Annotated in this window: 20 protein-coding genes; 10 read left to right on the top strand and 10 right to left on the bottom strand. The window is 72.5% G+C overall.

Translation table 11 applies throughout. The features are described from left to right. From FB455_RS21810 to FB455_RS21800, 3 genes are all read left to right on the top strand, one after another. Window positions 1–246: a helix-turn-helix transcriptional regulator gene (locus FB455_RS21810; protein WP_013287928.1), complete on the top strand. Its 246-nt coding sequence runs from the start codon at window positions 1–3 to the stop codon at window positions 244–246. A gap of 73 nt (window positions 247–319) precedes the next feature. Beyond that, window positions 320–2215: a DNA primase gene (dnaG, locus tag FB455_RS21805; protein ID WP_145754876.1), complete on the top strand. Its 1896-nt coding sequence runs from the start codon at window positions 320–322 to the stop codon at window positions 2213–2215. Next, window positions 2215–2757, top strand: coding sequence for a hypothetical protein (locus tag FB455_RS21800; protein WP_047893502.1), 543 nt, complete (start codon window positions 2215–2217; stop codon window positions 2755–2757). The genes dnaG and FB455_RS21800 overlap by 1 nt, the downstream gene beginning before the upstream one ends. Before the next feature lie 3 nt (window positions 2758–2760). Here FB455_RS21800 and FB455_RS21795 read toward each other — a convergent pair whose 3' ends face one another. From FB455_RS21795 to FB455_RS21775, 5 genes are read right to left on the bottom strand one after another with little or no spacing between them, the layout of a single operon-like run. After that, on the bottom strand, window positions 2761–3135 hold the full coding sequence (locus FB455_RS21795; RefSeq protein ID WP_013287925.1) for a type II toxin-antitoxin system VapC family toxin: 375 nt from the start codon (window positions 3133–3135) through the stop codon (window positions 2761–2763). Next, on the bottom strand, window positions 3132–3386 hold the full coding sequence (locus tag FB455_RS21790) for a type II toxin-antitoxin system Phd/YefM family antitoxin (protein WP_013287924.1): 255 nt from the start codon (window positions 3384–3386) through the stop codon (window positions 3132–3134). The genes FB455_RS21795 and FB455_RS21790 overlap by 4 nt, the downstream gene beginning before the upstream one ends. A 33-nt stretch (window positions 3387–3419) precedes the next feature. After that, window positions 3420–3977, bottom strand: coding sequence for a TetR/AcrR family transcriptional regulator (locus tag FB455_RS21785; RefSeq protein ID WP_145754874.1), 558 nt, complete (start codon window positions 3975–3977; stop codon window positions 3420–3422). Then, window positions 3974–4765 (bottom strand): ABC transporter permease, encoded by a 792-nt coding sequence (locus FB455_RS21780; protein ID WP_145754871.1) that lies wholly within the window; start codon window positions 4763–4765, stop codon window positions 3974–3976. The genes FB455_RS21785 and FB455_RS21780 overlap by 4 nt, the downstream gene beginning before the upstream one ends. A 36-nt stretch (window positions 4766–4801) precedes the next feature. Further along, the gene (locus FB455_RS21775; protein WP_145754868.1) at window positions 4802–5725 is read right to left on the bottom strand and encodes an ABC transporter ATP-binding protein; all 924 of its coding nucleotides are present in this window, start codon (window positions 5723–5725) and stop codon (window positions 4802–4804) included. A gap of 78 nt (window positions 5726–5803) precedes the next feature. On the opposite strand from FB455_RS21775, the gene FB455_RS21770 reads away from it, so the two are divergent. Then, window positions 5804–6343, top strand: a complete 540-nt coding sequence (locus FB455_RS21770; RefSeq protein WP_013475555.1) for a GNAT family N-acetyltransferase — start codon at window positions 5804–5806, stop codon at window positions 6341–6343. Window positions 6344–6358: 15 nt separating this feature from the next. Here the strand turns inward: FB455_RS21770 and FB455_RS21765 are convergent, their stop codons facing one another. The 5 genes from FB455_RS21765 to FB455_RS21745 form a co-directional block, all read right to left on the bottom strand. Then, window positions 6359–7327 carry a TAXI family TRAP transporter solute-binding subunit gene (locus FB455_RS21765; protein ID WP_013287919.1) on the bottom strand — a complete coding sequence of 323 codons (969 nt, stop codon included), beginning with the start codon at window positions 7325–7327 and terminating at the stop codon, window positions 6359–6361. Further along, the gene (locus tag FB455_RS21760; RefSeq protein WP_013287918.1) at window positions 7324–7716 is read right to left on the bottom strand and encodes a roadblock/LC7 domain-containing protein; all 393 of its coding nucleotides are present in this window, start codon (window positions 7714–7716) and stop codon (window positions 7324–7326) included. Before FB455_RS21760 ends, FB455_RS21765 begins: the two co-directional genes overlap by 4 nt. Beyond that, entirely contained in the window at window positions 7713–10049 is a 2337-nt protein-coding gene (locus FB455_RS21755) for a sensor histidine kinase (RefSeq protein WP_013287917.1), read from the bottom strand. The genes FB455_RS21760 and FB455_RS21755 overlap by 4 nt, the downstream gene beginning before the upstream one ends. A 64-nt stretch (window positions 10050–10113) precedes the next feature. Next, window positions 10114–11133 carry a TAXI family TRAP transporter solute-binding subunit gene (locus FB455_RS21750; protein WP_013287916.1) on the bottom strand — a complete coding sequence of 340 codons (1020 nt, stop codon included), beginning with the start codon at window positions 11131–11133 and terminating at the stop codon, window positions 10114–10116. Continuing rightward, complete coding sequence (locus FB455_RS21745) at window positions 11109–13400, bottom strand: TRAP transporter fused permease subunit (protein ID WP_013287915.1); 2292 nt, start codon at window positions 13398–13400, stop codon at window positions 11109–11111. Before FB455_RS21745 ends, FB455_RS21750 begins: the two co-directional genes overlap by 25 nt. Window positions 13401–14426: 1026 nt before the next feature. On the opposite strand from FB455_RS21745, the gene FB455_RS21740 reads away from it, so the two are divergent. From FB455_RS21740 to FB455_RS21715, 6 genes are all read left to right on the top strand, one after another. After that, window positions 14427–15518 carry a YihY/virulence factor BrkB family protein gene (locus FB455_RS21740; RefSeq protein ID WP_013287914.1) on the top strand — a complete coding sequence of 364 codons (1092 nt, stop codon included), beginning with the start codon at window positions 14427–14429 and terminating at the stop codon, window positions 15516–15518. A 208-nt stretch (window positions 15519–15726) separates the two neighbouring features. Beyond that, on the top strand, window positions 15727–16905 hold the full coding sequence (locus tag FB455_RS21735; RefSeq protein WP_013287913.1) for an ROK family protein: 1179 nt from the start codon (window positions 15727–15729) through the stop codon (window positions 16903–16905). Continuing rightward, window positions 16902–18470 carry a sugar ABC transporter ATP-binding protein gene (locus FB455_RS21730; protein ID WP_145754865.1) on the top strand — a complete coding sequence of 523 codons (1569 nt, stop codon included), beginning with the start codon at window positions 16902–16904 and terminating at the stop codon, window positions 18468–18470. The genes FB455_RS21735 and FB455_RS21730 overlap by 4 nt, the downstream gene beginning before the upstream one ends. After that, window positions 18467–19555: an ABC transporter permease gene (locus FB455_RS21725; protein WP_145754862.1), complete on the top strand. Its 1089-nt coding sequence runs from the start codon at window positions 18467–18469 to the stop codon at window positions 19553–19555. Before FB455_RS21730 ends, FB455_RS21725 begins: the two co-directional genes overlap by 4 nt. A 93-nt stretch (window positions 19556–19648) precedes the next feature. Continuing rightward, window positions 19649–20701 (top strand): substrate-binding domain-containing protein, encoded by a 1053-nt coding sequence (locus tag FB455_RS21720; protein ID WP_013287910.1) that lies wholly within the window; start codon window positions 19649–19651, stop codon window positions 20699–20701. 53 nt (window positions 20702–20754) lie between these two features. Beyond that, window positions 20755–21927: a Gfo/Idh/MocA family protein gene (locus FB455_RS21715; RefSeq protein ID WP_377624752.1), complete on the top strand. Its 1173-nt coding sequence runs from the start codon at window positions 20755–20757 to the stop codon at window positions 21925–21927. Window positions 21928–22093 lie beyond the last annotated feature (166 nt).

The raw sequence follows: 22093 nt of genomic DNA, 5'->3' as shown, positions 1-22093 counted from the left end.
ATGAGCGAGACCGTGCACAACCGGATCGCGGTGCTGCGCGCCGAACGGGGCATCTCCCGCCGGCAACTGGCCGACGCGCTCGGTGTGCACTACCAGACCGTCGGTTACCTGGAGCGCGGCGAGTTCCGGCCCAGCCTGCACCTGGCGCTGCGCATCGCCGCGTACTTCGAGGTGCCGGTCGAGGTGGTCTTCTCCATCGAGCCGTTCCCGCGCATCGGCGACCCCGCGGCGGCCCGCTCGGCCTGAGCCGGCGGGGACGGGCGTGGCCGGCCACACGCCCGTCCCCCCGGCCGCCGGAACGTCGGTCCGGCAGGGCAGGATGTACGCCGAGGGGGTGGCGGTCATGGCGGGGCGGATCCGGGACGAGGACATCGCGCTCGTCCGCGAGCGCACCGCCATCGCGGACGTCATCTCCGAGGTGGTGACGCTCAAGTCGGCCGGCGGCGGCAACCTCAAGGGGCTCTGCCCGTTCCACGACGAGAAGAGCCCGTCGTTCAACGTCTCGCCCGCCCGCAACGTGTTCTACTGCTTCGGCTGCGGGGTCGGCGGCGACGCGATCAAGTTCCTGATGGACGCCGAGCACCTCAGCTTCGTCGAGTCCGTCGAGCGGCTCGCCGCCCGCGCCGGCATCCAGTTGCGCTACGTCGAGGACGACCGGTCCACGCCGCGTACCCGCCCGCAGCAGGGGCAGCGGCAGCGTCTGGTGGCCGCGCACGCCGCCGCCGTCGAGTTCTACCGGGCCCAGCTCACCACCGCCGGCGCCCGCCCGGCCCGCGAGTTCCTCGCCGGGCGCGGCTTCGACCGGGCCGCCGCCGAGCGGTACGGCTGCGGCTTCGCCCCCGACGGGTGGGACCTGCTCACCAAGCACCTGCGCCAGCAGGGCTTCACCCACGACGAGCTGGTCACCGGCGGCCTGTCCCGCCCGGCCCGCTCCGGCTCGCTGATCGACCGGTTCCGCCGCCGCCTGATGTGGCCCATCCGGGACATCACCGGCGACGTGATCGGCTTCGGCGCCCGCAAGCTCTTCGACGACGACGACGGCCCGAAATACCTCAACACGCCCGAGACGCCGATCTACAAGAAGTCGCACGTGCTCTACGGCATCGACCAGGCCAAGCGGGAGATCGCCAAGCAGGGCAAGGTGGTGGTGGTCGAGGGCTACACCGACGTGATGGCCTGCCACCTCGCCGACGTGCCGACAGCGGTCGCGACCTGCGGCACCGCGTTCGGCGGCGACCACATCTCGGTGCTGCGCCGGGTGCTGTTCGACAGCGACGAGCGGGCCGGGGAGATCATCTTCACATTCGACGGTGACGCGGCCGGGCAGAAGGCGGCGCTGCGCGCCTTCGAGGACGACCAGCGCTTCGTCGGGCGTACCTTCATCGCGGTCAGCCCCGACAACATGGACCCGTGCGAGCTGCGCCTGGCAAAGGGCGACCTGGCCGTGCGTGACCTGGTGGCCCGCCGTGAGCCGCTCGTCGACTTCGCCCTCCGGCACGTGATCAGCCGGTTCGACCTCGACACCGTCGACGGCCGGGTCGAGGCCATGCGCCGCGCCGCGCCGCTGGTGGCGAAGATCAAGGACCGGGAGAAGCGCCCGGAGTACGTGCGCAAGCTCGCCGGTGACCTCGGCATGGAGATCGAGCCGGTGCAGCGTGCGGTGCTCACCGCCGCGAACGGGCAACCGGCGCCCGGTACGCCCGCCGCATCCGCGCGTCCTCGTCAGGGGGCACCCAGCGTGGACAGTCCGCGGTCCATGGTGGAGCGGGAGGCGCTGAAGCTGGCGTTGCAGGAGCCGGTCCTGGCCGGCCCGATGTTCGACGCGGTCGAGGCGACCGACTACCAGCACCCGGTGCACGTCGCGGTACGCGCCGCAGTCGCAGCGGCCGGCGGCGCGTCCGGCGCCACCGGCGGCGCCGTCTGGATCGAGCGGGTCCGCGACGCCTGCGACGACCTGGCCGGGCAGGCGCTGATCGGTGAGCTGGCGGTGGAGCCGCTGCGCATCGACGGCGAGCCCGACCCGCGGTACGTCTCGATCACCATGGCCCGGCTCCAGTGGAGTTCGGTCACGGGCCGCATCCGCGACCTGAAGTCGAAGATCCAGCGAGTCAACCCGGTGAGCAACAAGGACGAGTACTTCTCCCTGTTCGGAGAACTGCTCTCGCTGGAACAGCACGCACGGGCACTGCGCGAGCAGGCCGCCGGAGGTTTGTGATGGGTCTGTTCAACCGCCGGCCGAAACTGCCCTCGGCCGACCGGCCGCCGCTGGCCGCCGACGAGCGCGTGCTCGCCTGGGCCGCCGCCGGCACCGGCGAGGGCGGCAACGACGGCGTGCTGGTCGCCAGCAACCGCGGGCTCTGGCTGCCCGGCCGGGTGGATCGCCTCGGCTGGCACGACATCCTCAAGGCGGTCTGGTCCGGCCGCGAGCTGACAGTCACCCCGGCCGAGCCGGTCGCCGAGCGCGACGGCTACCTGGTGGTCGCGGACGGTCTTCCCGAGACGTACCTGCTCGTCGACCCGGGCGACCTGCCGCACCAGGTCCGGGCCCGGGTCACCGGCTCGGTGGCGTACACCTCGCACCACGAGGTGCCCGGCGGCTCCGGGCGGGTCGCGGCCCGGCGGGTGCCCGGAGTCGACGGCCTGACCTGGACGGTCCGCTACGACCCGGGGACGCCGACCGACGACCAGGCGGTGACCGACGAGACCGCCCGGCTGGTCGCGGCGGCGCGGGCCGCCACCACCCCCGCCGACGCCTGACACCTACACCTTGAGGACGTCGACCTCGTAGAGCGGGATGGAAGCGTCGCGCGTGGCCAGGGTCAGATTCTCCGTGATCGCCTGAGCCACCAGCATGCGGTCGAAGGGGTCACGGTGATGCGGCGGCAGGCGGCCCGCGGTGATGGCGTGGTCGTGGGTCACCGGTAGTTCACGGAAACCCATGTCGCGTACCCGTTCGGCCAGATCGGGCGGGCCGGAGAGCTTCCCCGCCTGCTGCTTGATGGTGATCTCCCAGAGGCTGACCGGGGAGAGGAAGACATCTGGGTCGTGGCGTAGCCGGTCGAGGAACTCGACACCGAGGGTGGCGTCGCCGGTGATGGCCCAGAGCGCGACGTGGGTGTCCAGCAGCAGGGTCATGCGCCGATTCCGAAGTCGGCGGCGATCTCGGCGTTGGTCTGTGGCGAGTCCCAGTCACCGGAGAGGTCCACCTGCCCGGCGAGGGAGCCGACCGCCGTGCGGTTGGCGCGGCGCACGAGCGGCACGACCTTCGCCACGGGGGTGCCCGCCCGGTCGATGATGATCTCTTCGCCGCGTTCCACCCGCTCGATGATGCGCGACAGGTGGGTCTTGGCGTCATGCATGTTGTAGTGCACAGCCTCAGCCGACATTGCGCGACCTCCTCGGTTAGCTAAGTCCTTAGTTTAGGCACGTGGGCGGGCGCCGTCGAGGAAGAGCGCGACGATCCGGGCGGGTCCGGTCTCGTCGGTGAGGTCGGCGGCGCGGGCCAGGTGCAGGAACGCGTTCATCAGGAACTCCGGTTCGCCGGTGACGACGCCCTCGGACCGGGCGTCGGCGAAGAACCGGGTCACCGGCGCCAGCATCAGGGCGACGTAGAGTCCCGAGACGCGCTCGCTGGTCGCGGCGGAGACGAGCGGCAGCGTGTCGTAGATGCGCTGCTCGAACGTGACCGCGTCGCCGTGCTGACCGGCGGCGACGGTGGCGAGCGCGTGCAGCCGGTGCGGCACGTCGCCGGGGCCGGCCAGCGCCGCCGAGATCCGGGCGCCGACGTCCCGGATGTACCGCTCCGCCACCGCGATGTAGAGATCCTCCTTGCCGCCGGGGAAGTGGTGGTAGATGGACGGCTTCTGGATGCCGACGCTGCGGCCCACGCCGACCAGGGAGATGCCCCGGTAGCCGGTCGCCGCGAGCTGCTCGGCGAAGGCGTCCATGATCTGGGTGCGGGTGTCGGCTGGGCTCATCGGTTCTTCCTCGCGTGGTGGAGGGCGAGGGCGCAGGCCGCGGTCCCGGCGACGGCGAGGGCGACGATCGCCGCCACACCGATCGGGGCCGCGGTGAGCGCCGCGTCGCCGCCGAGCTGGCGGGCGGTGTCGACGATATAGGTGAGCGGGTTGACCACGGCGATCACCCGCATCCAGCCGGCGAGTTCGTCGACCGGCGCGAACACGCCGGTGAAGAACGACAGGCCGAACACGGCGAGCGTGACCAGGTTGGTGGCCGACGCCGAGGCCGACCGGATCGCGAGCGCCGTGCTCAGCAGCGCGACACCGACGCCCAGGGCCAGCATCAGCAGCAGCATCCCGGCGACGCCGGACCAGCTCGCCGACCGGTAGCCGATCGCCGCGGCCCCGGCCACTGTCACCGCCATCTGGAGGACGACGGCGATCAGCGCGGCGACGACCGGGCCGACGAGGAACGGTGTCGTGGTGCCGTGGGCGAGCCGCAGGCGGTCGAGGTATCCGCTGCTGAGGTCGCCCAGCACCAGCGTGCCGGCGGCGCCCGCGCCGGTGGCGACGCCGGTGAGCAGGATCAGCGGCAGCAGGAACGCGATGAAGCTCGTCCCGTCCAGGTAGGTGCTGCCGACGGCGTCGAGCTGCCCGGCGTAGACGAGCAGGAAGAACAGGGACTGGGCGACCGGGGCGACCAGCAGTGCGGGCGTACGGAGCACGGCGCGCGTGGAGCGTCTGATCGCCGCGAGGACGACAGGGGCCGGGGAGTGGCGGGGCGGGGCGACTGCGAGCGGGAGCACGGGTTCGGGCCTTTCGGGGTGCGGTGGGATCACGCCTCAGCGGGCGGCGAGGGCGACGAAGACGTCGTCGAGGGAGGGCTCGGCGAGGTGCAGCCGGGTGATGTCGGCGGCGGCGTCTCCGGCCTCGACCAGGGCCTTCGCCAGGGCGCGCGGATCGTCGGGAACGCTGAGGCGTACCCGGTCCGGGCGGTCGGGGTCGGCGCGGAACCCGGCCTCGGACGCGGCGGCGAACGCGGCAGCGGCGGCGGCGCCGGACAGGTCGAGCGTGAGCGTACGGGCGCCGACGCGCTGCTTGAGCGACGCCGGTGAACCCTGGGCGACCACCCGGCCGTCCCGGAGCACCGCGATCTCGGTGGCGAGCACGTCCGCCTCGTGCAGGTCCTGGGTCGAGATGAGCAGCGACGTGCCGGCCTGGTTGAGGCGGGTCAGCTCGGTCCAGAAGTCGATGCGCGCGAGCGGGTCCAGGCCGGTGGTCGGCTCGTCCAGGATCACCACGGCGGGCTCGGCGACGAGCGCCACGGCCAGGTCGAGCTTGCGGCGGGTGCCGCCGGAGAGCGTGGCGACCCGGGCCGCGCGGTGCTCGCCCAGGCCGAACAGGTCGACCAGTTCCCGCGTACGGCGGGCCCGCTGCCGGCGTCCCAGCCCGAGCGCGACACCGTGGAAGTCGAGCACCTCCGTCGGGGTGGCCAGCGGGTCCAGGGCGTTCGACTGCGGCGCGAGGCCGATCAGGCGCCGGGCGTCCCGCTCCTGCGTGACGGTGTCGAAGCCGCCGACGCGTACCGAGCCGGATGTCGGGGTGCGCAGCGTCGCGATGATCTCCAGCAGCGTGGACTTGCCGGCGCCGTTGTGGCCGAGCACGACGAACCGGCTGCCCGGCGCGACTGTCAGGTCGAGCGCGCGCAGGGCGTCGCGCGTCCCGTAGGTCTTGGTCAGGGCGGTGGCGAGCACGAGCGGGGTCATACGCACCACCCTACCGACCGGTCGGTAGGGAGGCCAAATCCGGTTGTCGGCCCACCCGTCCGCCGTTAGCGTCGCGGCATGTTCGCCACCGACCGGGTCCGCCTGCGTACGCCCACCCCCGACGACGCGCCGGACATGTTCCGACTGCACAGCGACCCGGAGCTGCACCTGGTCACCGACGACGAGCCGTTCCTGCCGCACCACGTCGGGCAGGTCCGGGCCCGGCTGGAGAAGCGTGCCGCCGAGCAGCCGGAGGCCGCCGCTCCGGTGTCGCTGCTGGCCGAGACCGTCGCCGACGGCACGTTCCTCGGCACCGGCGTGCTCTGGGGCATCAACGCCTTCAACGGGTACGCCCACCTCGGCATCACGCTGCTGCCGGAGGCGCGCGGCCAGGGCTACGGCACCGAGGTGATCCGGCTGCTCTGCCGGTACGGCTTCCGCAACCGCAACCTGCGCCGGCTGGAGATCGAGACGCTCGCCGGCAACACGGCCATGCGGCGTACCGCCGAGCGGTGCGGCTTCGTCCACGAGGGCACCCAGCGGGACCGCGAGTACGACGGCGACGGCTTCACCGACCTGGTGATCTACGGCCTTCTGCGGCGCGACTGGACGCCGTAGCAGGCGGTCCCGCGCTCAGCCGGTGCGGTAGAACCGCTGCGCGCCCGGGTGCAACGGGATCGGGCGGGTCGCCGCGGCACTGGACCGGTTGAAGTTCGCCGCCTCCGGGTGCACCTGGATCAACTCGCCCTGCCAGGTGAACAGCACCCGGGTCAGGTCGTACGCGAGCTGCTCCGGCATGTCCGCCGCCACCAGGATCACGTTCGACACGGTGATAGTCGGCGTCGGCTCGGGCGTGTCGTAGACCTCCTTCGGCAGCGTCGCGGTGGTGTAGACAGCGCCGAAGCGGGCGCTCAGCGGCTCGATCAGCTCGTCGATCGGCAGCAGCCGGAACGTGCCCGGTGCGGACGAGAGCAGATCCTTGACACCGGGAGTGGGCAGACCGCCGGAGAAGAACATGGCGTCCAGGCCCTTGGCGCGCATCCGCTTGACCGTCTCCGGCAGCGACAGGTTGAACCGCTGGATGTCCCGGTTCGGGTCGATGCCGCCGGCGGTGAGCAGGCGCCCGGCGATGATGTCGGTGCCGGACTTCGGCGAACCGGTGGAGATGCGCTTGCCGCGCAGGTCGGCGAAGCTGCCGATCTTTCCGTCGGCGCGGACGATCACGTGCGTGTAGTTGCTGTAGACCCGGGCCAGCGCCCGTACCGGCTGCGGCTGCTTGTCGAACGCCCCTCGCCCGTCGACCGCGTCCGCCGCCGTGTCGGCCAGGCTGAACGCGATCTCCATGTCCCCGCTCGCCACCCGGGTGATGTTCTCCACCGACGCGCCGGTCGGCTCCGCCCGCGCCTCGTACCCGGGCAGGTGGCGGGTGATCAGGTCGGCGTACCCGCCGCCGAGCTGGTAGTACACGCCTGTGGTGTTGCCGGTGGCCAGGAAGATCCGCCCGCCGTGCCACGCCTCCGGGGCGGAGTCCTCGGCCGCGCAGCCGACCACCAGCACCGCCGTCATCAGCGCGGCCAGCAGCCGCAGCGGGCGGCCGGTCACCGTCGCACCGCCGGTTCCAGCGCCTCCGCCACCCGCTGCACGAGCGTCGCCGTCTCGTAGCCGATCTGCCCCAGGTCGCAGCCGGGCGCGGCCAGCACGCCGAGCAGCGCCCGCTCACCCACGGCCATCACCAGCATCACCCCGCCGTCCATGTCCACGATCTGCTGGCGTACCCGGCCGGCGGACATCAGCCGGGCCGCGCCCACTGTCAGGCTCGCCAGCCCGCTGATCACCGCCGCGAGCTGGTCGACCTGGTCGGGGGCGAGGTCGGGTGAGGACGCCAGCCGCAGCCCGTCCTCGGAGACCGCGAGCGCGTGCGAGACGTCCGGCACCTGCTCGGCGAAGTTCGCCAGCAGCCAGTCCAGGCCGGCGGAGGACGATGAGGTCATGGTCTTCTCCCGTTGGGTGTGGTGTTCGGGGCACGGCGGGTCGCGCTGGCCACCCCCTCGGCGAGGGCGGACAGCCGGGCACGTACCACTTCGGGGTCGAGCAGGTCGATCGCCGGCGGCGGCGCGGTGGTGTCCGGCATCGGCTCGGGCAGGTGGCCGCCCACCTGCCGCCGTGGTAGCCCGGCGGCGGTGGTCGGGACGGGCGTCGGCGGCACGCTCACCGGCCGGATCCGCGCCGCGCTCGGCGCCAGCAGCGCGCCACCGGGCGTGCGGACGGCGGCGACGCCGCGCACCGGGCCGACGGTCGTGGCGCTGGTGACGAGACTGCGGCCACCGGCCGGCCCGGACTTGAACCAGGCCGCGGCGCGCTGTCGCCGCTCGGCCGTCGGCCGGGACGCCACCGACTCGACCCGGGTCAGCACCGATTCCGGTACGTCGACCTGTGCCACAGTGCCGGTGCCCGGGTTGTGCAACTGCACCCGGATCCCGTGCCGGGCGGCCAGGTGGGCCACCACGTGCAGGCCCATGCTGCCCGCCGCCGCGCTGGACAGCGTGGCCGGCGCGGCCAGCCGATCGTTGATCTCGGTCAGCCGGCTCTCGCTGACACCGATGCCCTGGTCGTGTACGCGCAGCACCAGCCCGTCGACGGTGCGCCGCCCGTCGACGAGCACCCGGGCCTCCGGTGGCGAGTAGACGGTGGCGTTCTCCAGCAGCTCGGCCAGCAGGTGCACCAGGTTGCCGGCCGCCGCGCCGTGCACCGCAGCGGTCGGCACGTCGATCTCGACCCGCGGGTAGTCCTCGATCTCGGAGGCCGCCGCCCGCACCACGTCGTCCAGCAGCAACGCGCCCTCGTGCCCCCGGCCGGGCTCGCCACCGGCGAGCACCAGCAGGTTCTCGCCGTTGCGGCGCAACCGGGCGGCGAGGTGGTCCAGCGCGAACAGGCGGGCCAGCGCGTCCGGGTCGGTCTCCTCGCGCTCGAAGTCGTCGAGCAGCCGCAGCTGCCGGGTGATGAGCGTACGGATGCGCCGGGCCAGCGCCTCCGCCATCCGGGTCACGTCCAGCCGCAACTCGGCCTGCTGCCCGGCCAGCCGCAACGCGGCCCGGTTCACCGTGTCGAACGCCTCGGCGACCTGCGCCACCTCGTCCTTGCCGCGCCTGATCCCGTCGGTCATCCGGGTCGCCGGACCCTCCGCCGGGGTCCGCTCGCCCGCCGCGATCGCGGTGATCCGTTCCGGCAGCTCCCGGTTCGCCATGGTGAGCGCGGCCACCCGCAGCCGACGCAACCGGCGGCTGGTGCGTACCGCCAGCAGCACTGCGGTGACGAGCGAGCCGAGTGCGACGGTGCTCGTCGCGCCGGCGGTCAGCACCGCACGCAACCGGGCCGTCCCGGCCAGGTCCGCCGCGTCCCGGTCCAGCCCGTCGGTCAGGTCCCGGCCGAGCAGGTTGTACCGGCGGATCGCGCCGCTCTGCGCCACGTACCAGGCGTCACCGTCGGTCTTCACCGTGCCCGGCGCGCCGTCGGAGTCGAGCACGGCGTCACCCATCCGGCGGGCAGTGGTCACGTCGGTGCCGTCGACCAGCCGGTACCAGGCCCTGTTCGCCGGGGCGGAGGCGATCCGCAGGAACTCGGCCTGCCGCTGCTCCCGGGCACCCCGCAGCCGGCCCAGCCGGGCCAGCTCGCCACTTTGCAGTCCACCCCTGACGAACACCGCCCGCAGCAGGTCGCGCTCCAGCGCGGACAGGTGCTCCTGGGCGGCCACCGCTGCCACCTCGCGCGCCTGGTTGGCCAGGTCGGCGTCGCGGAGCTGACTCGGCAGCGCGTCCGCGACCGCGAGCAGCGACTCCACGAGCGACACGTACGCCGGGTCGCCGCGCTCACCGGCCAACGCCAGGTCCCGGGTGGGTGCGAGCTGCGCCAGGCGCCCGCCCACGTCGTCGAGCACCCCGGCCAGATCCGGGGCGGCCCGGCGCGCGTCACCCTGCGCCGAGCGGTAGCGCTCCACCGCCGTGTCCACCCGCCGGCGCTGCGCGTCCACGAGCGGGCGGCCGGACGTACCGCCGCGCTGGCGCAACGCGGCCGTCTCGGCCAGTTCGCGTTCCAGCTCGTGCACCAGCCGTACGGTCGCGGTGGCGGTGCCGGCCAGCACGCGGGCCCGGTCGGCGTCGGCGGACGCGTCGAGCGCGGCGCCGGTCTGCGCCGCCCCCAGCACGACCAGACCGGCAGTGGCCACCAGGATCGGGGCCAGCAGTTGGACGCGGACCGAGCGGAGGCGTCCGGTGCGGTCCGCGGAGCGGTGATGCCGGCGTACGCGGGCCGGGTGGGGCAGCGGCACGGGGGTCTCCGGGTCGGGTCGGTGGGCCGGGCCCGGACGCGCGTCCGGGCCCGGCCCGTTCGGGTCAGCTCGCGCCGAGGTCGCTCAGCGCCCGCTCCGCGCCGCGGTGCAGCGGCACGGGGTCGGTCTTGCGGGCGTTGCCCAGCTCGATGCCCTTCGCCGCCGGGTTCGCCTGGGCCAGGGCGTCCTTGGAGTCGAACACCGTCCGGGTGATCGCGCAGGCCACGTCGGCGTCCAGGTTGTCCCGCACCAGCAGCACGTTCGGCACCACGATGGTGGGCACGTCGGCCGGGGTCCGGTAGATGTCCTTGCCGATGGTGCCCGCCTGGTACGCCGGGTTCAGCTCGGCCATCTTCGGCAGCAGCGGGCTGATGTCGACGAACTTCACCTTGTCGCCCGACGTGGTGAACAGGTCGGTGACCCCGCCGGTCGGCACGCCGCCGGACCAGAAGAAGCCGTCGATGCTGCCGTCCTTCATGCCGTCGACGGTCTTGGTGAGGTCCAGCCGCTGCGCCTGGATGTCCTTGGCCGGGTCCAGTCCGGCGGCGGTGAGCAGCCGGTTGGCGATGACCTCGGTGCCGGACTTGGGCGAGCCGGTGGAGATCTTCTTGCCCTTCATGTCGGCCACCGACGTGATCCCCGCGTCGGCGCGGACCACCACCTGCGTGTAGTTGTCGTAGATCCGGGCCAGCGCCTTCACCGGCTGCGGCGAGCTGAAGCTCCCCTTGCCCTGCACCGCGTTGACGGCGGTGTCGAACAGCGAGAACGCCACGTCGTACTGGCCGGCGACGAGCTGCTCGACGTTCTGCACCGAGGCGCCGGTCTCGGCGGCCGTCCCGGTGAGCTTGCCGTCGGTGGTCTTGCTCAGCTCACCGGCGAGCGCGTTGCCGACCACGTAGTAGACGCCGGTGGCGTTGCCGGTGGCGATGCCGACCCGGGTGTCCTTGGTGACCTTGCAGCTGACCTCGCGGGCGGCGTCGTCCTTCGCCGCGCCGTCCTGACGGCCCCCGCAGCCGGCGGCACCGGCGGCGACCAGGACCAGTGCCCCGACACCCGCCACTATCCTCGCGTCGATCCGTCCCACTCTCTCTCCTCCCCAAGGTCCACGGATTCTTCGACCGCCGGGCGGCCGGGGTGCCCGGCGGCGCCACGTCGGACGTACACGCCCGCGACCGCGAGCGCGGCGAGCGCCGCGCCGATCGCCATGGGCAGTGGTTCCAGCCAGAGCAGCACCAGCCCGGCGATCGCGCCGACGATCCGCTCCGGCACGCCGGCCGGGCCCACACCGGGTAGCCAGCCGCCGGCCGCGACCGCCAGCACCGCGACACCCAGTGCCGACACCAGGCCGGCCGTCACGATCCGCCCGGCGCCGCCGATGCCGAGCAGGCCGAGACCGGTCGGTGTGATCACGAAGGCCAGCGGAATCAGGTACGCAGGCAGCGCGTACCGCAGGGTCTGCCACATGGTCGGCACCAGCCGGCCGCCGGTGACCGCGGCGGCGGCGACAGCTGCGAGCGCGGTCGGCGGCGAGACCTCGGACAGCACCGCGAAGTAGAAGACGAACATGGCCGCGGCGGGCGCTTCGACGCCCAGGTTGAGCAGCGCCGGACCGATGATCACCCAGCCGATGACGAACGAGGCGGTGACCGGCACGGCGAGGCCGAGCAGGCTGAGCGCGACGGCGGCGAGCACGGCGGTGAGGGCCAGCACCACTGCCGGCTCGGAGCTGACCGCCTGCGCGCCGTCGATCAGCAGCGCTGCGGCCTGCGGCCCGAGGCCGGTCTTCGTGGTGGTGGCGGTGATGATGCCGGCCGCGGCGCAGACGGCGCTCACCGCGAGCACCCCGCGTACGCCGTCGCGCAGCGCCTCCACCAGCCGGGCCGGCGTGAGGCGGTGCCGCCGGTCCAGGAAGGACAGCACGGCGGCGAGCACGGTGGCGATGACGACCGCGCGCATCGCCGACGCGCCGAGTGCGAGCACCACGATGATCACGAAGAGCGAGAGGAAGTGGTAGCCGAAGCGGGCCAGCAGCCGCCAGGCCGAGCCGGTGTCGATGACCACCGGGCGGACCCCGGAGCGCCGGGCGTCGATCTCGACGGAGAGCAGGATGCCCAGGTAGTAGAGGATCGTCGGCACCGTCGCCCAGCCGAGCACCTGGAGGTAGGAGACGCCCAGGTACTCGGCGATGATGAACGCCGCGGCGCCCAGCGTCGGCGGCGACAGGATCGCCCCCACACCGGCGGCGGCGAGCATGCCGCCCGCCCGCTCGGCCGGGTAGCCGGCGCGGCGCAGGATCGGCCAGGTCACCGCGCCGATGCTGACCGTGGTGGCGGCGCCGGAGCCGGAGACCGTGCCGAGCAGGAAACCCGAGGCGACGGCGGTGCGCCCGGCGGCCGTCCGGGAGCGGCGGAACGCGGCGGCGGACAGTTCCACGAAGAACCGGCCCGCGCCGGACAGGTTGAGCACCGCGCCGTAGATGGTGAACAGCACGATGTAGGAGGCGGCCACGTCCAGCGGGGTGCCGTAGAAGCCGCTGTCGGAGTTGTAGAACGCGTCGACGAGCTGCCCGAAGTCGAGCCCCGCGTGCGCCACCGGCCAGGACTGCGGCAGCAGCCCGCCGTAGTAGCCGTACCCGAGGAACAGCACGCAGACCGCCGGCAGGATCCATCCGGTCGTGCGCCGGCACGCCTCCAGCAGCAGAAGCAGCAGCCCGGTGCCGAACGCCACGTCCAGCGGATCGAGCAGGCCCTGCCGGTCGAGGAAGGCGTCATACCCGCCGCCACCGGCGCCGATGGTGACCGGCAGCACCGGGTAGAGGCAGACGACGAGCGCCGCGAGGGCCAGCAGCCAGTCCACGGGCGTCGGTCCGCGCCGGTCGTCCGCGTCGGCCGCGTCAGCCTTGGCGCGTCGCAGCCGCACCCCCGAGGGGTACGCGAGGAACACGATCGGCAGGACGCCGGCCAGGAAGAAGATCAGGTAGTACTTGCTGCCCTGGGCCAGCGGGAAGAACACCTGCCAGAGCGTCAGCAGCCCGACCGCGACGGTGATGCCGGTGAAGAGGACACCGACCGGTCCGGCGAGTACGCGTCCCGGCTTCTCCTCCTCGAACCGGGCGGCCAGTTCGCGGGCGTCCTGGGTCTGTTCCGGGCTCTCGCTCTTGTCGCGGGTCTCGTTCTCGCCCGTGGTGTCGTGCTCGCCTGCGGTGTGGTGCTCGTCCGCGGTGTGGTGCTCGCCTGCGGTGTGGTGCGCTGCTCGGCTGTGGTGGTGGGTCTCGCCCGGCCCGTCGTCGGCCCACTCGGGTCCGGCGACGCTTCCGTCGTCCGGCGGCAGCGACACCACCTCGGCGTCCACGTCGGACCCCGGTCGTCCGCCGGACGGCGGCCGGGGTTTGGGGGGAGTCGCGTCGGAGGGGCGAACGGGCGGCACGAGGGGGCACGATACGCGAATAGCGCGCATGTTGGGAACATTGCCGATCGTGATTGCAATGAGTGACGGAATGGAGCTTCGCTCACTCGCGTCACTTATTTCTTGAAACTGTTTCGCAATGGCGGGAGAAGGGTTCTCCCGGCTCTCTCCCGATATCACTTACAACGATGAAGAATGAACGTGCCGGGGATGCTTGTCGTCACGCAACGTGTCCGCTGAGGTGGGTGCGTCTTTCGTGGCGGCTCGCGCGGACGGCGCCCGTAGCACCCCGCTCGCGCCGTGCTGTGTGCGCTCGCGCCCGCCACGCTCACCCGGTTGGGAAATGGCTGGAAAGCGTCTTCGCCGTCTCGCGTTTCCACGATCGACTCCACTTCGCCGAGGTGGTGGCATCGGAAGACGGATCACGCGTTACCTCAGCGCCCTGGCCTTCGCCGCCCGCACACCGCGCTCTCGCTTCCGCACAGGCGGCCGGTCGACCGGTGGCCGACCCTCGGTGAGTGGAACGTCATGGGTGCTTCCGGCCCCGTTTGACACCCATGACGTTCCACTCGTCGTGACGGTCGTCGTGATGGCGGCGATCGGTGGTCGCGGTGGCGCGACGGCTCTCCGGGATTTCGGGTGGGGAGTGGCGGGGCGACGGTGGGAGCGCTGCTCCCGCCGCCTTTGCTCTGCATCCATCGGCGCACATGGTTACGGAGCGTGTCTGTCGCGCGCGTGGCTGCAGAGCCAGAGGCGGCGAGCGGGCGGAAGGTGCCGACGGGGGAGGCGGCGACAGGGCGCGGGCAGTGGAGCGGGTGGGAGTTAAGGGCCGGGCGCGGCCGTGGAAGGGGCCGGCAGGGAGGTGGGTGGGGACGGTCGCCGGCGGTCGAGTGGCCGGTTTGCGGGTGCGGTGGTTATCGCTGCCCTCGTCAGGGCATGTCGTGCGGGACGACATGACGACGAGGAGGTGCCATGGCCGCCCGCGACGACGCCCACGACGTCCACGAGGACACCCGCGACGGGCGCAAGGACGCCCCCACCACGCGCGACGACGCCCGCGCCGGGCACGACCGGCCGGACGGGCGGAAGCACGCCGGACCGGTGGGGCCGGACGACGGGCCGGACAGCCCGGCCGACCTGTCGGCGACGGGCTGGATGGCGACCCTCAAGCGGACGGTGCAGGAGTTCCAGGACGACAGCCTGACCGACTGGGCCGCCGCGCTCACCTACTACGGCGTGCTCTCCATCTTCCCGGGCGTCCTGGTGCTGATCTCGGTGCTCGGCCTGCTCGGGGAACGGGCCACCGAGGGGGTGCGGGACACCGTCGGGCAGGCGGTGCCGGAGGAGAACATCCGCCGCATCATCGAGAGCGCTATCGACCAGGCGGGCCAGTCCGGCGGGCTGGCGAGCATCGCGGCGATCGTCGGTCTGGTGGCGGCGTTCTGGTCGGCGTCCGGTTACGTCGCCGCGTTCATGCGCGCCTCGAACAGCATCTACGACGTGCCGGAGGGGCGGCCGATCTGGAAGACGCTGCCGGTGCGCCTCGGCGTGACCGCGGTGATCGGCGTGATGCTGCTGATCAGCGCCGTGATCGTGGTGTTCACCGGCGGACTTGCCGAGCAGGCCGGGAACGCGATCGGGCTGGGCGAGACCGCCGTGACGGTGTGGAACATCGCCAAGTGGCCGGTGTTGCTGGTGCTGGTGAGCCTGATGTTCGCGATCCTCTACTGGGCCTCGCCGAACGCCCGGCACGGCGGCTTCCGCTGGGTCAGCCCCGGCGGCGTGCTCGCGGTGGTGCTCTGGCTGGTGGTCTCCGGCCTGTTCGCGCTCTACGTCAGCAACTTCGGCTCGTACAACAAGACGTACGGCGCGGTGGCCGGCGTGATCATCTTCCTGGTGTGGCTCTGGCTGAGCAACGTCGCCATCCTGCTCGGCGCCGAGTTCGACGCCGAGCTGGAGCGCAGCCGCGCCATCGCCGCCGGGCACCCGGCCGACGAGGAGCCCTACGTCGAGCTGCGCGACGACCGCAAGCTGCGCAAGAAGGGCCGCGCGCACTCCCGCTGACCCGAAAACGCATCGCCCCGCCCGGAAGAATCCCCGGCGGGGCGATGCGTTTTCATGATCCGGAACTCGCTTTTGTTCGTATGGACAAAAGTTTGCATCAGACGTGCCGAAGCTATGGACATGCGGCCCGGAAGGCTCCTACTGTGTCGGACACAACACACATCGCTGTCGTCGATGTGACGGACTTCCGATGCGGAGGTGACTGCCGGTGCGGACGGTCGACCCCCTGCACGTACGGCTTCTGCGACTGCTCCGGGACGAGGGCGCGGTGTCCCGCGCCGAACTCGGCGACCGGCTCCAGATGCCCCGCCCGCGCCTGCTCGCCGAGCTGGAGCGCCTGGTCTCCCTCGGCTACGTGGCCGAGGCGGGGCTGGCCGCCTCCCGGGGCGGGCGGCGCTCCACCCTCGTCGAACTGAGCCCGCACCTGCGGTTCGCCGCCGTCGACCTGGGCGCCAGTTCGATCGACGTGGAGGTGGTGAACGGCCGGCTGGAGACGGTGGCCGCCTACACCGAGACCGCCGACATCCGCTCCGGCCCGAAGGTGACGCTCCAGCGGGTCAACGAGCTGCTGCACAAGGCCAAGGTGGACGGCGCGTACGAGCGGCTCGACGCGGTGGGCATCGGCGTACCGGGGCCGGTCAGCTTCCGCGACGGCGTGCCGGTCTCCCCGCCGATCATGCCGGGCTGGGACCGGTTCCCGGTCCGCGAGCTGCTCACCCGTGAGCACGGCTGCCCGGCCGTGGTCGACAACGACGTCAACATCATGGCGATCGGCGAGCGGCACGGCGGCGTGGCCCACTCGGTCGACGACTTCCTGTTCATCAAGATCGGCACTGGTATCGGCTGCGGCATCTACCTGCACGGCGAGGTCTACCGGGGCACCGACGGCTGCGCCGGGGACATCGGCCACATCCAGGTCGACCCGAACGGCCCGATGTGCAGCTGCGGCAACCTCGGCTGCCTGGAGGCGGTGTTCAGCGGCGCCGCGCTGGCCCGGGAGGCGACAGTCGCGGCCCGCACCGAGGTGTCCCCGGCACTGGCCGAGCGGCTCGCGGCCCGGGGGGTGGTGACCGCGCTCGACGTGGCGCAGGGGGCGATCGAGGGGGACGTCACCTGCATCCAGCTCATCCGCGACGGCGGCCGGCGGGTCGGCAGCGTACTGGCCGGGCTGGTCAGCTTCACCAACCCGTCGATGATCGTGATCGGCGGCGGGCTCGCCCAGCTCGGGCACATCCTGCTGGCCGAGATCCGCAGCGTGGTCTACCGCCGCTCGCTGCCGCTCGCCACCGGCAACCTGCCCGTCGTCCTGTCCGAGCTGGGCCCGCGCGCCGGCGTCGCCGGCGCGGCGGTGCTGGCCAGTGACCTCGCATTCGGGGAGGCAGCGTGAACGACACCGGCAAGCCGCTCGTCGAGGCGCCCGCGGACGCCGTCGCGGGCGAGGTGGTCCTGCGCCTCACCGACGTGGTCAAGACGTTCCCGGGGGTACGCGCGCTCGACGGCGTGCAACTGGAGGTGCGGGCCGGAGAGGTCCACTGCCTGCTGGGGCAGAACGGCGCCGGTAAGTCCACACTCATCAAGGTGCTGGCCGGGGTGCACCGGCCGGACTCCGGCGAGGTGCTCTGGCGGGGCGAGCCGGCCTCGTTCGCCAACCCGCAGGCCGCCATGCGTGCCGGCATCGCCACGATCTACCAGGAACTCGACCTGGTCGACGACCTGTCGGTGGCGGAGAACGCGTTCCTCGGCCACGAGCCGCGCCGGTTCGGCTTCGTCCGGCGGGGGCACATGGCCCGGCGTGCCCGGCAGATCCTGGCACGGCTCGGCCACCCGGAGATCCCGCCGGGACGGCTGGTGCGGCACCTGCCCGCCGCCGGCAAGCAGATCGTCAGCATGGCCCGGGCGCTGTCCCACGAGGCGCGGCTGATCATCATGGACGAGCCGAGCGCGGTGCTGGCCCACGACGAGGTGGCGAACCTGTTCCGGATCATCCGGGAACTCACCGCGCAGGGCATCGCGGTCATCTACATCTCGCACCGGCTGGAGGAGATCCGCGAGATCGGCGACCGGGTCACCGTACTCAAGGACGGCCGGACCACGGCGGCGAGCCTGCCGGCCCGCGAGACGCCGACCCGCGACCTGGTCGCCCGGATGACCGGGCGGACCATCGAGTACGTCTTCCCGCAGCGCCCGGCCGACCACGGGGACGGCGCGGAGCTGCTGCGGGTGGACGGGCTGACCCGGCACGGCGAGTTCGCCGACGTCTCGCTCGGGGTCCGGGCGGGAGAGATCGTCGGCATCGCCGGGCTGGTCGGTTCCGGCCGGTCGGAGCTGCTGGAGACCATCTTCGGCGCGCGCCGGGCGCACGCCGGGACGGTCCGGGTGGACGGCCGTGCGCTGCGTCCCGGCAGTGTGGGCGCGGCGGTACGGGCCGGGATGGGCATGGCGCCGGAGGAGCGCAAGAGTCAGGCGCTGCTGCTCGGCGAACCGATCTACCGCAACGTCACGCTCGCCACGTTCAGCAGGTACGCCCGCCTCGGCTTCACCGATACCGGACGGGAGCGCGCCGAGGCGGACCGGATCGCCGCGTCGCTGGAGCTGCGGCCCCGGGACGTACGCCGGCCGGTGCGCACGCTGTCGGGCGGCAACCAGCAGAAGGTGGTGGTCGGGCGGTGGCTGCTCGGAGACACCCGGCTGCTGCTGCTCGACGAGCCGACCCGGGGCGTGGACGTGGGCGCCCGCGCCGAGCTGTACCAGGTGATCCGCGATCTGGCCGCCCGTGGCGTCGGGGTGCTGCTGGTCTCAAGCGAGGTGCCCGAGGTGCTGGGCCTGGCCGACCGGGTGCTGGTGATGCGGGAGGGCCGGGTGGTCCGCGAGGCCCCGGCCGGCGAACTGGACGAGAACACAGTGCTCGACCTCGTCATGGCGGGGTCTCTCATGGAAGGCGCACCGGCATGAGCGATGTCAGAGAATCCTCGCTGCCCGCGCAGTCGCCGCCGGTGGAGCGGACGGAGACCGCGAAGGTCGGCGCGCCGGCGAAGCTCTCCTGGTGGCGCGGTGACGGCGGGGAGGGCGTCAAGCGCAACCTCGGCCTGCTCGCCACGCTGGTCGTGCTGGTGGTCATCGGCGTCCTGACCCGCCCCGACCTCTACGGCGACCCGAACTGGGTGTGGGGCAACACGCTCACCATCCTCAAGCTCGCCTCGGTGGTCGGCGTGGTCACAGTCGGCATGACGTTCGTGATCATCGGCGGGGGCATCGACCTGTCGGTCGGCGCGATCGTCGCCCTCGCCGGGGTCTGGTGCACCACAGTGGCCACGCAGAGCTACGGCGCGGGCGGCATGATCTTCACCGCGCTCACAGTCGGGCTCGCCGTCGGCGTGGTGAACGGGCTGCTCGTCTCGTACGGGCGGCTGGTGCCGTTCATCGCCACGCTCGCCATGCTCGTGGCCGCCCGGGGGCTGGCGGCGGAGATCTCCGACAAGCAGACCCAGGTGTCGGGCAGCACGTTCATCAACGGCATCGCCAGCACGAACGTGCTCGGCATCCCGCTGCTGGTCTACATCCTGGTGGCGGTGGTGGCGGCCGGCTGGGTGCTGCTGAACCGGACCACGTTCGGCCGCCGTACGGTGGCGGTCGGCGGCAACCCGGAGGCGGCCCGGCTGGCAGGCATCAACGTCCGCCGGCACACGGTGCTCCTCTACGCGCTGTCCGGCCTGTGCTGCGGCATCGCCGCGGTCATGCTGACCGCGCAGGCCACCTCCGCGCAGGCGGCGATGGCCAACCTCTACGAGCTGGACGCGATCGCCGCCGCGATCATCGGCGGCACGCTGCTCAGCGGCGGGCGGGGAACGATCATCGGCTCCCTGCTCGGGGTGATCATCTTCTCCACCATCACCAACCTGTTCGCCATCAACAACCTCTCCGCCGAGGCCCAGAACATGGTCAAGGGCGGCATCATCGTCGCCGCCGTCCTGGTCCAGCAGGTGCAGTTCGGCAGTCTCACCCAGTTCCTCGCCCGCAACCGGGCCACCACCACCTGACCCCACCCGCGCACACCCCGGCTGCCGTCGTACCGACTGTGGTCCGGCCCGCCACACCCGAAACCACCCCACCACCTCATCCCAGGAGGCGTCATGAGAACACCGCGCCATGACCTGTCCCGCCGCCGGCTGCTCTTCGGCGGGGCCGCCGTCTCCGCCGGGGTGCTGCTCGCCGGCTGCACCAGCAACGAGCAGAACCCGACCGAGGCGCAGACCAAGGCGGCCGGTTCCGGCGCCAACACCGAGACGGGCAAGAAGGTGAGCATCGGCTTCTCCGCCCCGGCCGCCGACCACGGCTGGATCGCCGCCATCACCAACAACGCCAAGGCCCAGGCCGGGGCGTACCAGGACGTGGAGCTGAAGTCGGTCGAGGCCGGCGCGGACGCGGCGGCCCAGCGGGCGGCGCTGTCCACGCTGATCTCGCAGAAGCCCGACGTGATCGTGCTGCTGCCGCACGACGGCAAGGAACTCAACGCGTTCGGCCTGGAGGCGATGAAGGCCGGCATCCCGGTGGTCAACCTGGACCGGGCCTTCCCGGACGCGCGGGCCTACCGGCTGCAGATCAAGGGCGACAACTACGGCATGGGGGTGGCCGCCGCCACCTACATCGCCGAGCAGCTCAAGGCCAAGGGCGTCAGCAACCCGGTGATCGGCGAGATCCCCGGCATCGAGTCGCTGGAGCTGACCCAGGAACGCTCGAAGGGGTTCGCCGACACGCTCGCCTCGTACGGGTTCAAGGTCGCCAACCGGCGGCCTGCGGAGTTCACTGTGGACTCGGGGCAGCAGGCCGCCACCGGCCTGTTCCAGGCGCTGCCGAAGATCGACGCGGTCTGGAACCACGACGACGACCAGGGCATCGGCGTGCTCGCGGCGGTCAACCAGGCCAACCGCAAGGAATTCGTCATGGTCGGCGGCGCCGGCTCCAAGAAGGCCATGGAGGACATCGCCGCCGACAACACGGTCCTCAAGGCCACAGTCACCTACAGCCCGTCGATGGCCTCCTCGGCCATCTCCCTGGCGCGCCTGATCGGCCAGGGCAAGGGCATGTCCGACCTGGTCGAACTCCAGGTACCGAAGGAGATCGTGCTCGCCTCCGAGACGATCACCAAGGAGAACGCGAGCGACTACCTGAAGCTCGGGTTCTGACACACGGGGGGAGACCCACCTTGTCCAGTCACGACAGCATCCTGCGGGTCGGCATGGTCGGCTACGCGTTCATGGGCGCCGCGCACTCCCAGGCGTGGCGCACCGTGAACCGGGTGTTCGACCTGCCGGCGCGGGTGCGGATGGCGCTCGTCTGCGGCCGCGACGAGCCGAAGGTGGCCGAGGCCGCCGACCGGCTCGGCTGGGACGGCTACACCACCGACTGGCGGCGGCTCGTCGAGTCCGACGAGATCGACGTGGTCGACATCTGCACGCCGGGGGACAGCCACCGCGAGATCGCACTCGCCGCGCTCGCCGCAGGCAAGCACGTGCTGTGCGAGAAGCCGCTCGCGAACAGCGTCGCCGAGGCCCGCGAGATGACCGAGGCCGCGGCCCGGGCACGCGAGTCCGGGGTACGCGCGATGTGCGGCTTCAACTACCGGCGGGTGCCCGCTGTCGCCCTGATGCGGCAGCTGGTGGCCGACGGGCGGATCGGCGAGATCCGGCACGTCCGGGCGACCTACCTCCAGGACTGGATCGTCGACCCGCAGTTCCCGCTGGTGTGGCGGTTGCAGAAGGACAGGGCGGGCTCCGGCGCGCTCGGTGACATCGGCGCGCACATCATCGACCTGACCCAGTACGTCACCGGTCAGCTCGTCACCGGGGTCAGCGCGCTCACCGAGACGTTCGTGCGGCAGCGGCCGCTCGTCGCCGGGTCGAGCGGCCTGGCCGCGCAGGCCGACGGCAACGGCAGCGCGATGGGCCAGGTGACGGTTGACGACGCGGCGGTGTTCGTGGCCAGGCTCGACGGGGGAGCGCTGGCCACGTACGAGGCGACCCGGTTCGCCACCGGCCGCAAGAACGCCCTGCGGGTCGAGATCAACGGCTCGCGCGGCAGCGTCGTGTTCGACCTGGAACGCCTCAACGAGCTGGAGTTCCTGGACGCCACCCGGCCGGCCGCCGAGCAGGGCTTCAGCCGGATCCTGGTGACCGAGCCGGACCACCCGTACCTGGGTGCGTGGTGGCCGCCCGGCCACATCATCGGCTACGAGCACTCCTTCACCCACCAGGCGCGCGACTTCGTCGAGGCGGTCGCCACCGGCGCCGACCCGGCCCCGTCGTTCGCCGACGCGTTGCAGGTCCAGCTCGTGCTCGACGCGGTGACCCGCTCGGCCGAGCGGGCCGCCTGGACGGAGGTGGAGCCCGCACTGGCCGAAGCTTCCGCCTGACCCGAGACGGCCCCTGCGGGGTCCGTCGACACTCACCGGCGCCGGCCGGCGAGGGCCCGCCGCGGTTGCGCCCCGCGGCGGGGACGAGGCCGGCTCCGGGGAGCGTGCCGCCGGTATCCGCCGGCACGACCAGCACGGCCCTCCGGTGCGGCCGGACCGGGATTCC

This window comes from Micromonospora sp. CNZ296 (genome assembly GCF_007827635.1).
The sequence above is the reverse complement of the archived record's forward strand: the minus strand, read 5'-3'. Positions and strand labels throughout refer to the sequence as shown.

Coding starts and splice junctions, on each gene's coding strand:
- FB455_RS21715 (WP_377624752.1), top strand. CDS start 20,755: ATGGTCGGCTACGCGTTCATGGGCGCCGCGCACTCCCAGGCGTGGCGC.
- FB455_RS21740 (WP_013287914.1), top strand. CDS start 14,427: ATGGCCGCCCGCGACGACGCCCACGACGTCCACGAGGACACCCGCGAC.
- FB455_RS21775 (WP_145754868.1), bottom strand. CDS start 5,725: ATGACCCCGCTCGTGCTCGCCACCGCCCTGACCAAGACCTACGGGACG.
- FB455_RS21785 (WP_145754874.1), bottom strand. CDS start 3,977: ATGAGCCCAGCCGACACCCGCACCCAGATCATGGACGCCTTCGCCGAG.
- FB455_RS21795 (WP_013287925.1), bottom strand. CDS start 3,135: ATGACCCTGCTGCTGGACACCCACGTCGCGCTCTGGGCCATCACCGGC.
- FB455_RS21770 (WP_013475555.1), top strand. CDS start 5,804: ATGTTCGCCACCGACCGGGTCCGCCTGCGTACGCCCACCCCCGACGAC.
- FB455_RS21800 (WP_047893502.1), top strand. CDS start 2,215: ATGGGTCTGTTCAACCGCCGGCCGAAACTGCCCTCGGCCGACCGGCCG.
- dnaG (WP_145754876.1), top strand. CDS start 320: ATGTACGCCGAGGGGGTGGCGGTCATGGCGGGGCGGATCCGGGACGAG.
- FB455_RS21810 (WP_013287928.1), top strand. CDS start 1: ATGAGCGAGACCGTGCACAACCGGATCGCGGTGCTGCGCGCCGAACGG.
- FB455_RS21790 (WP_013287924.1), bottom strand. CDS start 3,386: ATGTCGGCTGAGGCTGTGCACTACAACATGCATGACGCCAAGACCCAC.
- FB455_RS21725 (WP_145754862.1), top strand. CDS start 18,467: ATGAGCGATGTCAGAGAATCCTCGCTGCCCGCGCAGTCGCCGCCGGTG.
- FB455_RS21760 (WP_013287918.1), bottom strand. CDS start 7,716: ATGACCTCATCGTCCTCCGCCGGCCTGGACTGGCTGCTGGCGAACTTC.
- FB455_RS21720 (WP_013287910.1), top strand. CDS start 19,649: ATGAGAACACCGCGCCATGACCTGTCCCGCCGCCGGCTGCTCTTCGGC.